Annotated in this window: 7 protein-coding genes; 4 read left to right on the top strand and 3 right to left on the bottom strand. The window is 63.8% G+C overall.

Translation table 11 applies throughout. From position 1 onward, the window contains the following. Positions 1-635: LrgB family protein (locus ABW043_RS00755; protein ID WP_353919335.1), on the top strand; the 635-nt coding region annotated here is incomplete at its 5' end. On the opposite strand, the gene ABW043_RS00750 is transcribed toward ABW043_RS00755, so the two are convergent. Next, positions 632-2,905 carry an NADP-dependent malic enzyme gene (locus tag ABW043_RS00750; RefSeq protein ID WP_353919334.1) on the bottom strand — a complete coding sequence of 758 codons (2,274 nt, stop codon included), beginning with the start codon at positions 2,903-2,905 and terminating at the stop codon, positions 632-634. The genes ABW043_RS00755 and ABW043_RS00750 overlap by 4 nt on opposite strands. A gap of 86 nt (positions 2,906-2,991) precedes the next feature. Next, complete coding sequence (locus tag ABW043_RS00745) at positions 2,992-4,452, bottom strand: alpha/beta hydrolase (RefSeq protein WP_353919333.1); 1,461 nt, start codon at positions 4,450-4,452, stop codon at positions 2,992-2,994. A gap of 173 nt (positions 4,453-4,625) precedes the next feature. On the opposite strand from ABW043_RS00745, the gene ABW043_RS00740 reads away from it, so the two are divergent. Both ABW043_RS00740 and ABW043_RS00735 read left to right on the top strand, forming a co-directional pair. Continuing rightward, positions 4,626-6,284 carry an alpha/beta hydrolase gene (locus ABW043_RS00740; RefSeq protein ID WP_353919332.1) on the top strand — a complete coding sequence of 553 codons (1,659 nt, stop codon included), beginning with the start codon at positions 4,626-4,628 and terminating at the stop codon, positions 6,282-6,284. Continuing rightward, on the top strand, positions 6,281-7,777 hold the full coding sequence (locus tag ABW043_RS00735) for an alpha/beta hydrolase (RefSeq protein WP_353919331.1): 1,497 nt from the start codon (positions 6,281-6,283) through the stop codon (positions 7,775-7,777). Before ABW043_RS00740 ends, ABW043_RS00735 begins: the two co-directional genes overlap by 4 nt. On the opposite strand, the gene ABW043_RS00730 is transcribed toward ABW043_RS00735, so the two are convergent. Beyond that, on the bottom strand, positions 7,774-10,773 hold the full coding sequence (locus ABW043_RS00730) for a tetratricopeptide repeat protein (protein ID WP_353919330.1): 3,000 nt from the start codon (positions 10,771-10,773) through the stop codon (positions 7,774-7,776). The two genes, ABW043_RS00735 and ABW043_RS00730, sit on opposite strands and share 4 nt — an antisense overlap. Before the next feature lie 336 nt (positions 10,774-11,109). Between ABW043_RS00730 and ABW043_RS00725 the strand changes: the two genes are divergently transcribed. Further along, positions 11,110-11,823 carry a hypothetical protein gene (locus ABW043_RS00725; protein ID WP_353919329.1) on the top strand — a complete coding sequence of 238 codons (714 nt, stop codon included), beginning with the start codon at positions 11,110-11,112 and terminating at the stop codon, positions 11,821-11,823. Positions 11,824-11,987: the final 164 nt, after the last annotated feature.

Here is an 11,987-nt window from a genome sequence, read left to right as displayed (position 1 = left end):
CCCTCGCCATCTCGGCAAGACTGGGCGGCACGCCGCTGGCCAATAGCGTCCTCATCGCCGGCATCCTGATCATCGCCCTGCTGCAGGTGACCGGAACCTCCTATGCCCAATACTTCGAGGGCGCCCAGTTCGTACACTTCCTCCTCGGCCCGGCCACCGTCTCCCTCGCCATTCCCCTCTACAAGAACCTTGAGAAAGTCCGGCGCTCGCTCCTCCCCATTGGCGGCGCGCTGATTGCCGGCTCCCTCACAGCCATGGGCAGCGCCGTCGCCATTGCCATGGCCTTTGGCGCGCCCGCCGACGTCGTCGCCTCGATCGCACCAAAATCCACCAGCGCCCCGATTGCCATGGAACTCGCCCGCAATCTCGGCGGCATTCCATCCCTCTCCGCGGTGCTGGTTATCCTCACCGGCATTCTGGGCGCTGTCATCGTCACCCCGCTGATGAATGCCCTCAAAATCAAGGACTATGCCGCGCGCGGCTTTGCCGTGGGGGTTGCCTCCCACGGCATCGGCACGGCAAGAGCCTTTCAGGTCAGCGAGGTTGCCGGCGCCTTCTCAGGCATAGCCATGGCGCTCAATGGCGCCCTGACCAGCATCCTCGTCCTCATCTGGCTCCTGCTCTCCCAGGCTTAGGCCTCCTTGCCGACAACCTCGGCGGCGGCAATAGCCGCCATATTGACGAGACCGCGGCTGGTCACGGTCGGCGCAACGATATGCGCCGGCTGCCGCGTCCCCATCAGGATCGGCCCGATATGGAGCCCGTTATTGAGCTCCTTGAGCAGCGTCATCGAAAGATTGGCCGCCTCAAGATTTGGGAAGATCAGCAGGTTCGCCTCCCCGTTCAACACCGAGTCCGGAATATACCGCTCGCGCAACTCGGCATTGACCGCCAGATCGCCCTGCATCTCGCCCTCGACCACCAGATCCGGTGCCACCGCCTTGAGCTTCTCATAAACCGCCCGCATTTTGCCGGCCGTCTCGCCCTCGCGCGATCCGAAATTCGAGTAGCTCAGCAATGCCGCCTTGGCCTCGATATTGAACCGCTTGAGGTGGTCGCGCGCCTGCAACGTGATCGACACCAGCTCATCCACGGTCGGGTCGATATTCACATAGGTGTCGGCGAGGAAGAACACGCCGCGATTAAGCAGCAGCATCGATAGTGCCGAAAGCTGGCTGGCATCATCGGCCAGCCCGATGACCGAATGAATATCGCGCGCATGCTTGATGAACCGCCCCTGCAGTCCGCAGATCAGCGCATCCGCATCGCCCCGCCGCACCCCCATGGCGCCGATCACCGTGCTATTGGTGCGCAAAATCGTTCGCGCCGTATCCGGCGTCACCCCCTTGCGCCCCACCAGCGAGTGGAACTCGGCCACATAATCGCGATAGCGCGGATCGTCCTCGGGATTGATGACCTCGAAATCCTTGCCCGGCCGAATGGTCAGCCCGAACCGTTCCAGCCGCGCTTCAATCACTGAGGGCCGCCCGATCAGGATCGGCTTGCCGATACCATCTTCCAGGATCACCTGCGCGGCCCGCAGCACCCGCTCATCCTCGCCATCGGCGAAGGCGATACGCTTGGCCCCGCTCTGCGCCTGCTCGATCATGGGCTTCATCACCATGCCCGAGCGGAAAACGAAGCGGCGGAGCTGGTCACGATAGGCATCGAAATCGGCAATCGGCCGCGCCGCGACGCCGCTCTCCATCGCAGCTTTGGCCACAGCCGGCGCGATGCGCAGGATCAGCCGCTGATCGAAGGGGTTGGGGATGAGATAGTCCGACCCGAATATCGCCGGCACGCCGTGCGCAGTCGCTTCCAGACCCGGCTCATGCGCCAGTTGCGCGATGGCATAGGCCGCGGCGGCCTTCATCTCCTCATTGATGATCGTGGCCCCGCAATCGAGCGCACCGCGGAAGAGGAACGGGAAACAAAGGACATTGTTGACCTGGTTGGGATAGTCCGAGCGTCCCGTGCAGACCAGCGCATCCGGCCGCGCTTCCTTGGCCAATTCGGGCATGATCTCGGGCACCGGATTGCTGAGCGCCAGGATCAGCGGATTTTCCGCCATATCCTTCATCATTTCCGGCTTCAGCGCCCCGGCCTTCGAAAGCCCGACATAGATATCGGCGCCAGCCATCACCTCGCTGAGTTCCGTAGCTTCGGTGTCCTGCGCAAAAGCCCCACGCCAGCGATCAACCGAATTGTCGCGCTTCTTGGTCACGAGCCCCTTGGAGTCCGCAATCCAGATATTTTCCCGCTTGGCCCCGACGGCAATCAGCATGTTCATACAGGCAATGGCCGCGGCGCCAGCCCCGGAGGTCACGATCTTGACCTTGCCGATATCCTTGCGCACGAGCCGCATGGCATTGATCACCGCGGCGGCAACAATAATCGCCGTGCCATGCTGGTCATCATGAAACACCGGGATATTCATGCGCTCGCGCAGCGCTTCTTCGATCTCGAAGCACTCCGGCGCCTTGATGTCTTCCAGGTTGATGCCACCAAAGCTCGGCTCCAGCGGCGCCACGATCTCGATGAAGCGCTTGGGGTCCTGCTCGTTCACCTCGAGGTCGATGGAGTCGATCCCGGCGAATTTCTTGAACAGAACCGCCTTGCCTTCCATCACTGGCTTGGACGCCAGCGCCCCGATATTGCCCAGCCCGAGTACCGCCGTGCCGTTGGAAATGACGGCGACCAGATTGCCCTTGGACGTATATTTGTAGGCCGCCTGCGGATCGGCCGCGATCTCCTCGCATGGAACGGCAACACCCGGGGAATAGGCCAGCGATAGGTCGCGCGTATTGGCCAGGGGCTTCGTCGCCACTATCTCCAGTTTGCCGGGCTTGGGAAACTCATGAAAATGCAGCGCCGCATCGCGCAGGCTGGAAGTTGTATCGGCCATTTTGTCTCCCCGGTATTTCGTTGGCTGTTCAGCGCCTCAGCCCACAATCAGGACGACACCAGCCATGACCAGATAGACTTTGGTCGCTAGGGCGCGGCGCCCAGCATCTCGACGAACAGGCCATAGGCCACTGCCGTATTGGCATGCTCCTGCCTGGGGTCGATGAGATCATGCGGCAGGCCCAGAGCCAGCGGCACCAGTTTCACATCGACCTGCCTGTCATGCCGCTGCCATGCCGCCACCAGCCGCTCGATCAGGCGGTCATTCACCTCGGTATCGGCTTCGTTGATCATCACCGAGAGCTTCTGTGCCAGTGGCACATTTCTGGCCGCAAGGCCCTCCGTCACCTCCCCGATCAGCATGAACTGCCCGATGGCCCTCGTCGCCACGCGCGGATAGGCATAATCCATGTCAGGCGAGCCTTCCGGATTTCGCGGATCCCAGCTGATCATCATATTGGGTAGCCAAACGAGAAGGTTAGTGGCCGCCCGATTGGCCCAGGTGGGGACGACGCGGGGGCCGAAAAACGGCGCCACGGCGATGGCATGGTCGACATCGGCCCGCTGCTGGCCGCTCCATGCGGACAATACCCCGCCCGCCGAGAGACCACTGATGGTCACCTCGCCACCAAGCCCCCGGGCGATCGCAATAGCCTCCTCGGCCGCCGCCACGTAGTCCTCCGCATCAAGGCCAGCCAATGCCGTGGTCATGCGGTCGAGCTCTCCATGCCCCGGCAAGCGAGGCACATAGACATTGTAGCCAAGCCCGAACAGCAGCGGTGCCAACTCATCGGCCTGCGCCGGACAATTGGTGAGCCCGTGGAGGAAAATGATGGTCGGAGCCGTGCGACTCTCCTGCAAAAGCAGTTTTGACGCGCATCTGGGATTGATCGGAATGAGATCCTCGCGCTGGCGCGACGTCTCAAAGCTGGCAATCGCCTCCTCGTAGCTTGGCGCTGCGGCGTCTCCCCCCGCCCCTCCCAATCGCTCGAGATCAAGCGGCATTAGCGTAAGCCAGACAAAAAGCACCAGTAGGGCGCCGGCCAAGGCCAGCAAGACCATTCCCGCCCAACGCAGCAATTTCAGGGCCGGATCAGCCCCCTTCCACCCTGGATAAAACCGGCGCAACAGCAGCGCCGCGACCACTCCGGCAATAGCCATCGTCGGCACCGCGGCAAACCCCGTCGTCAGCAGACCCAACCCGCTGAGCCGGCTCACCGCCGCCGCTTGCTCGAGCGCCCCGTCAATCTCGGGCGAAATCCTGAACAACTCGGCAATCCCGAGCACAACCGGATAGGACAAGATGCCCGTCAATGCGCCGGCGATCGCGCCACGAAGCAGCGAGGGCCGCCCGGTCCGTCCCACCAGCGCCCACCAGCCCAGCGTCCCGACCACGAAAATACCCGCGGCGATATCGGCCCAATGTACCCCGCCTTCGCTTCCGAAGAACGCGGCGACGGGCAATCCGCCAAAATAGGTCGCCAGCAGGCCACCCAGGGCGAAGATGATCCCCGCCAGAACATTCGCCACAACCGGATGGAACATCATGCCGCGACCACTCCCTCGCCCCGACCATACTGAAAGCACAAGTCATTCTCGATGTGCGCAAAATCCCGCACCTTGGCCGCCCGTCCCTATTTCACCGCAAACGGCAAGCGCGCCTTTTACGTCCGGCCATTCTGCGATTAGCTAATTGCCAACAGTAGTTTGGTGAGCCTGCCATGCGTCTGAGTGAACGAATAGGGTCCTACATTTCGCAGGCGGGCCTGATTGTCGGGATCCTGTTTTTCGCGCTGTCGCTTACGCCGTCCCTGATCCCCCGTCCCGCCGTCGTCCAGGGCCTCCTATCCGGTTGCGTCTTCGCGGTAGGCTATGCCGTCGGCGCCATTCTCTTCTGGTTCTGGACCTACCTGCAGCTTCATCCCGCCAATCTCACGGTCCGGCGCTGGCTCCACTGGGGGCTGCTCGCCGTTTCGAGCGTGATCGCGCTGATCTGCCTCTATCGCTACACCGGCTGGCAAAACACGGTCCGCGCTGAAATGCAGCTCGAACCGATGGACGATAGCCACGTCTTCCTCGTCATTCTGCTGGCGCTCGTCCCGGCGCTGCTCTTCGTCACCATCGGCACGCTGCTCACCCGCGGAACCCAGCGCGTCGCCGCCCTCCTGCGCACCCGCATGCCGCCCCGCGCTGCCACACTCGCCGGCATCATCGTCGTCGGCATCGTGACAGGCCTCCTCGTTAATGGCGTCCTGGTGCGCGGCCTCTTGAACTTTGCAGACGAAACCTTCCTGCGCATCGATGCCGTCGTCGCCCTGACCGGCAATCCGGCGCCTACCGATCCGCTTCGCTCAGGCAGCGAGGCCTCGCTCGTTCCCTGGACCTCCATTGGCCGCGATGGTCGCGTCTATATCGAAACACAACCGACAGAGGCAGACATCGAGGCCGTCACCGGCCGACCAGCCCTCACGCCCCTACGCACCTATGTCGGCCTCCGCTCGGCCGAGACCCTGGCACAACGCGCCGACATGGCCCTGGCCGAAATGCTGCGCGTCGGCGCCTTCGACCGCTCCACCCTCGTCATCATCATGCCCGTGGGCACAGGCTGGATCGACCCGCCCAGCATCGACGCCCTCGAATATCTTCTTGATGGCGATGTCGCGAGCGTCGCCATCCAGTATTCCTACCTCACGAGCCCCCTCTCGCTGCTGGTCGAGCCCGATGAGGGCAAATCGACGGCTCAGGCGCTCTTCGACATCGTCTACAATTACTGGCGCGCCCTCCCCGCTGATCAGCGTCCGCGGCTGTTCCTCAACGGCCTCAGCCTCGGCGCCAACAGCTCCCAGGCCTCCACCATGTTCCTCGATGTCCTCGCCGCCCCATTCGATGGCGCGCTCTGGGTGGGTCCGCCCTTCACCAGCACGGTCTGGCGCTGGTCGACCGCAAATCGCGCCGAACAGTCCCCGGAATGGCGTCCCGTCTTCGGCGACAGTTCCAGCGTCCGCTTCGCCAATCGCGGCGCAGACCTTGCCGAACCCGGTGGAAATTGGGGCCCGATGCGGATCGCCTTCCTGCAATATCCGAGCGATCCCATCGTCTTCTTCGATTACGACACCATCTTTCGCGCACCCGCCTGGATGGAAGGAGAGCGCGGCGAAGGCGTCTCCCCCGAGTTCCACTGGTACCCCATCATCACCTTCCTGCAACTCGCCATGGACATGGCGCTTTCCAACACCTCGCCCATTGGCTTCGGCCACGTCTATTCCCCCGCTGACTACGCCGACAGCTGGTATGCCCTGGTCGAACCGGAAGGCTGGGACGCCCAGAAGATGACCGCCCTCAAGGCCGTCCTCTCCAGCAATACCGGACGCGCCCAATGACAGTGCCGGGCGCTGACCCCCAGCCCTTTCGGCTGACCCTCCGCCGATCGCTCACTGCAGGCCTGCTGTTCGCCCTTGCCGCATTGGTGATCGCCCCCGCCATCGGCCTCAGCATCAGCGGCGACCTTCTCAACGACGACGGCCAGGTCACCTGGTTCAACCTCGCTGTCGGCGCCGGCGCCTGCGGCGCTCTCATGTGGCTGCTGCTCTGTGGGCTACCCCGCGCCGTCACCCTGATGCGCGGCGGCGTCGCCGGCATCCTTGCCGGCCTTCTGTCCTACCCCGTCGTCATCACCTTCGCCGAACTCCTGCAACGGCAATGGAGCAACCTGCCGCCGCTGCCGGAGCGCCTGGAACAGGTCCAGCTCATCACCTCGCTCACCTTGATTACAACCGGCTTTCCGGGCGTCTTGCTCATGTCCGTCGCCGGCATGGCCATCGCGCTGCTGTTCAAACGGCTGCACCCAAACCCAGGCAGGGCCGCACCCTTGCGCAGAAACCCCGCAGTGCCGCGTGTCGCCATGGCTTTGGCGATCGTCACGGTCGCGGGTCTTGGGGTCGCCTTCTTCTGGTTTGGAAACACCGCAATCGACACCCCGACTATTTCCGCGCCCAATGACGAGACCACGATGACCTACGAGCAGGCCACGGCCGCCTTTGCCGCCGTCGAAAAACAGGAAGCCGGTCTCGATCTGGACCCGTTCTGCCATTCCCGGCTGCTGACACATGGCCGGAAAGTGGCTCGTGCCATCGTCTATTTCCACGGTTTCACCAGTTGCCCCGCCCAGGCCGATGCCCTTGCCGAGCAACTGTTCGCCATGGGCTACAACGTCTATCTGCCCCGCATGCACGGCCACGGCCTTGCGAGCCCCACGCCGAGCGACCTCGACGATTTCACCGCCGACGGCCTCATCGCGCACACCAATGCAGCGCTCGATCTGGCTCAGGGTCTTGGCGACGACGTCACCGTCATGGGCCTTTCGGCCGGCGGCACATTGTCTGCCTGGGCCGCACAGTTCCGGTCCGATGTCGATCAGGCCGTGCTGATCTCGCCCTTCTTCGGCCCCTACGTGGTCCCGACCTGGGCCATGCAGGCCAGCACCAACGTCACTCGCGCCCTGCCCAACATCATCTTCGCCTGGAATCCTCTGGAAAACGCGACGCCGGAGAAGGCCGCCATCGCCCACGCCCTGCCGACCACGCACGCCCTGACCGAAATCATGCTCGTCGGCTGGCAAGTCCACGCCGCCGCCCAAACGACGCCGCCGGCCGCTTCCCGCATCGCGATCCTCCTCAACGACGCCGATGTCGCCGTCAACAATCGCCAAACCCTCGAGATTGCAGCCTACTGGCAGGATCAGGGCGTCGAGCCGACCGTCACCACGCTCCCGTTCAGCGCTCGCCTGCCTCACGACATGATCAACACGCGAGAGCGCGGCGCGAATGTAGAACTGGTCTACCCCGCGCTGCTCGACCTGCTCGCAAAGCCCTAGTTCACCGCCCCGCCCGTATCGAAGCTGCCGATCTGCTTGGACATCAGCACCGCATAGTCCGGTGTCAGCGGCCCCATCGAACAGACCTGCGTTTCGGCATTGCTCTCCCGACACGCAGCATTGAACGCCGCGATGGTGTTGCGCGTGAGCCGGCCGTCAAGCGCTCCCCCGTAGCGTTCCGCCTTCTTCAATTGCTGTTGCAGCACATAGACATAGGCGTTCTTGTTGCTCCAGAAGAGCATCTGCACCGCCTGCGTGACATCTCCTGCGCCAAGCCTGTCAAAGCTGTCTCCCACCGCCTGCATGGCCGTCAGCGTCGGCGGCCCCGCGGCATAAAGAGCCATGCTTTCAAACGTCGCCGCCTCCGGTGGCAGCAGATTGCCATATTGATCGAGCGACGCCTTTGCCTTGGGGATGGACGGCGACAGCCCGCCTCCACCCGCCCGATAAAGCTGCAGCAGGAGACGCAGTGCCGCAGGATTGTCGCGCCGCACCTCGGCCAGCAGCCGCTCCTCCGCCGCCTTGCCGCCGTCAGTCCCGGCCAAGCCCATCATTTCAAGACGCGCCATTTCGACCGCTGCGCCCGGCACACCCTGCGCCACCGCCTCGCGCACCAATTCAAGCCCTTCCTCGCGATGCTTGGCCGACAGCGGCCCCGAGGCGAGCAGCCCGCCAAACCGGAAGCTGGCACTGTCGTCGCCAAGGCGAACGGCGCTACCGAAATAGTCTTTCGCCTTCTGATAGTCGGGTTGGCCATAGCGACCATCGGCATAATAGCCGCCGAGTATCCCATTGGCCCAGGCGCTTCCCTTCGCGGCATCGCCCAGCAAGGCCAGCGAACGCGCCTCGTCCTTGGCCACCCCACGCCCTTCGAAATGCATCAGCGCGAGTTGAATTCGCGCCAGGTCGTCTCCATCCGCCGCTGCCTGCTCAAAGTAATCAGCGGCCTTGGCCGGATCGGGCCGCAGCGCTCCGGCCCCATTGAGATAGAGCAGCCCCAGTTTCACCGCCCCTGCCGCAATGCCCTGATCCAGTGCCGCCTGATAATAGTCACGCGCCGCCATGGCATCGACATCAACGGCACCGCCCTGCGTCAGCGCATCGCCAAGCTGTATCTTGGCCCAGCCATCGCCAGCCTCGGCAACTTCACGCAACAGTTGAATGCCACGCTGCGCATCGGCGGGCGCAGCATTGCCGGCCAGCAACATCAGCCCAAGCTTGTTCTTGGCCCCAAGTTCGCCCAGCGCCGCCGCCCGCTCATAATAGTCCCGTCCCGCCTTCGGGTCTGCCGGCAAGGGCTCCGCCCCCTTCACATAGAGATCGCCCAGCATGGCCAGCGCCGCGGCGCTTCCCTCTTGCGCCAGTGGTTCGAGCAGCGTCCGCACCCTCTCGCCATCCTTCGGCAGCACCTGTCCATCAAGCAACAGCGCCGCAAGACTTGTCGTGCCCCAGACATCGTGGTCCCCGGCCGCCGCCTCGAGCAGCAGAACGCCCCTGTCGACATCGGCCCGCACCTCGGATTTGAGCAGCATCTGCGCCAGCGTCACGCGCGAAGCATTGTCCCCCATCTCCGCAGCCTGTCCGAGATAAGTCCGCGCCATCACCAGGTCTGGCCCAACCGCGCCCACCCCGTCCCGATAGCTCACGCCCAGCCGGAACAGCCCCGCCGCACTACCGAGATCGGCCGCCTTCTTGAACATGGCAATTGCCTTGTCCCCATCCGCCGGCACTGCCTTGCCGTCCCCGTAGAGGCTACCCACATCGATAGCGAGCCAGGGATCAGTCGAGGCCGATACCGCCTTCTCCAGCAGGCCCAGCCCCCGCGGAATATCCTTTTTTGTCCCCTCTCCACGCACCAGCATGAAACCCAGCCGGCTCACCGCCTGGGCCTCCCCCTGCGCATAAGCGTCTTCAATCAAGGCAAAGGCACGCGTCGGGTCCGCTGCGACACTCCCCGCTCCCGTGGCATAGATGTCGCTCAACGCCACCCGCGCCGCCGGATTGCCCTCGTCGGCAAGCGGCGTCAGCAGATTCACCGCCCGTTGGGCGTCCTGTTGCACCTTATCTCCGCGCACCAGCAGATCTGCGAGAATCGTCGCCGGCCATGCCTCGCCACGCGCAGCCCCCTCATCAAGCAGATCGACCGCCCGATTGACCGAAGTTTTGTCGCCATCGTCCAGCAACAGCCGCGCAAGGTTAATACCGGCAAAGCTGTCCCCCTTGGCCACAGCCTCCTCCCAGTACGCCCGCGACTTCGCCTGATCCGCCGCCTCGGTCCCAAGCCCGATCTGGTAAGCCTGAGCCAGCCGGGTCATCGCAGCCGTATTGCCACTCGCGGCCGCCTTCTCGAAATAGGCGATGGCCTTTTCAGCCGGCTCCGCCAGTCCCTTGGCATAAACATCGCCGAGCGTAATCAGCACCCAGGGGTCGCCACCCTCGCTCACCTCCTCGAGAAGCCCGACGGCACGATCGATATTGCGCGGAACACCCTCGCCGGCAATCAGCAGCGACGCCAACTGAAACTTGCCCCAGAGATCGCCCGTGGCCGCCGCCCTGTCGAAGAACTCCGCCGCCAAGGGCACATCTTTGGGCGTGTTGCGCGACCCCGTCAGGTAAAGCTCCCCAAGCCCCGTCAGCGCGCCCGCATTGTTCGCCTCGGCCAGCGGCTCCAGCAGTGCCACCACTTTGGCACCGTCCTGCTCCACCACTTCGCCTTGCCGATAAAGATTGGCGAGCACGATTGCCGCCCAGGCATCGCCCCGCTCGGCGACGCCGGAGAGCAGCCGCACCGCCCGCTCCGCGCTTCCCGGTGTCCCCGCCTTCAGCAACGTCTGCGCCAGCTCCACCTTGGCCGCCGGATTGCCCTGCGCCGAAGCGGTCTCAAGCGCGGCAAGCGCGCAATCAGTCGATGATGGCGCCACGGAGCAGGTGTCTCCCATAGCTGCCATGGCAGGGTTGATAAGGCACAGGGCCAGGAGAATAGGCAGGTGGCGCATGGCAGTCTCCGACCAGAGTAGACCTGTAGGATGGCGATCCCCACGCCGTTGGCATTGATGAGTGTCAAAATCGCCGCATCACAAATTAAATGCTGCCGCTACACGCATGCCCTCCTGCTGAGCTGGTATGGAACGAGAAACGCCGCATGCTATTGTGACGTCAGGCATTCTTGCGGCTGCGGCGGGGCAAAGGCGCAAAAGGGAAGGCCGTTCGGCCACCAAATCTCCCAGCTTTTGACATATCTCGTTGCCCAGTGGCCCAGAGGTTGCCGTGGTTCTCGTGTCTTGGGTCACGCGCCCGTGATTGGGCTCGCGCAACGAACGAAGAGGCTGAACATGCCGATGTCCCGATTTCGCTATACGCTCAACGAGGCTGTGGGCGACCCCAAGGCCTGGTCCTTTACCTGGGCAATAGCGGATGACGTGACCCTCAACAGCACCTGCGGCTTTTGCGGTCAGACGCACCAGCGCCTCACCTATGAGGTCGCCCGAGGCGCAGACATCTTGTGGATCTGCCAACGCTGCGTCGGCCGTTACCCCGTCGGCGGCGTCATCGACGGCGAGCGATTCGATATCCCATCCGTCCGCGCCTATATCCACGGCCTTACCGCCCGACAGAAACAGCGCACCTGCCAGGAAGCGATCCGCAAGGTGCAGGCCGCCCTGCCCGATCTGCAACTGGGCGAAATCATCGTCTACTTCGAGCGCAATCTGCAATTGTCGCCGCAACCTGCCGCCGTGCTGTTCACCGGCATGGCGCAGTTGGACGAGCCCATCGACCCGCGCATTTTCGAGGTGCAAACCCGCAGTATCGCTCACCAGGACGAGTTCGGCAGCCTCAGCGAAACAGAGCGCGCCGTGATCTGGCCCGCCCTCACTCCGCAGCAAAGGCGCAGGCTCGCTTCGCTCGGCCACGCCCCCGGCGGCATCAAGACTCGTCGCGCGCGCGGCACCGACCGCCGTGAGTTGCCCGCCCCCCGCATGCCTGCTCTGAGCGAGCCGGCAATACTCGATCCCCTGCCGGAATGGGCTGAAAAATCAACGGCTTGACGTCACCGCCAGCCGTTTGAGCCCCGATTGCCGCGAAGTCCTGCCCCATTGCGGGCACGATCAATCGCGACGATCCTTATCCCACGAATAAAAGCAAGGATGGGGACATGATCTTCGCCCCCGACTGGACTTACTCTGCCGCACGCCGCGTCTCCGTGTGCCTT

Source organism: Devosia sp. (assembly GCF_040509215.1).
Classification (GTDB): Bacteria; Pseudomonadota; Alphaproteobacteria; order Rhizobiales; family Devosiaceae; genus Devosia.
Note: the sequence above shows the minus strand (reverse complement) of the source record. Positions and strands in the feature narration are given on the sequence as shown.

Excerpts from the sequence above, each read along its gene's own strand:
- ABW043_RS00750 (WP_353919334.1), bottom strand. The coding sequence starts at position 2,905 with ATGGCCGATACAACTTCCAGCCTGCGCGATGCGGCGCTGCATTTTCAT.
- ABW043_RS00745 (WP_353919333.1), bottom strand. The coding sequence starts at position 4,452 with ATGATGTTCCATCCGGTTGTGGCGAATGTTCTGGCGGGGATCATCTTC.
- ABW043_RS00740 (WP_353919332.1), top strand. The coding sequence starts at position 4,626 with ATGCGTCTGAGTGAACGAATAGGGTCCTACATTTCGCAGGCGGGCCTG.
- ABW043_RS00735 (WP_353919331.1), top strand. The coding sequence starts at position 6,281 with ATGACAGTGCCGGGCGCTGACCCCCAGCCCTTTCGGCTGACCCTCCGC.
- ABW043_RS00730 (WP_353919330.1), bottom strand. The coding sequence starts at position 10,773 with ATGCGCCACCTGCCTATTCTCCTGGCCCTGTGCCTTATCAACCCTGCC.
- ABW043_RS00725 (WP_353919329.1), top strand. The coding sequence starts at position 11,110 with ATGCCGATGTCCCGATTTCGCTATACGCTCAACGAGGCTGTGGGCGAC.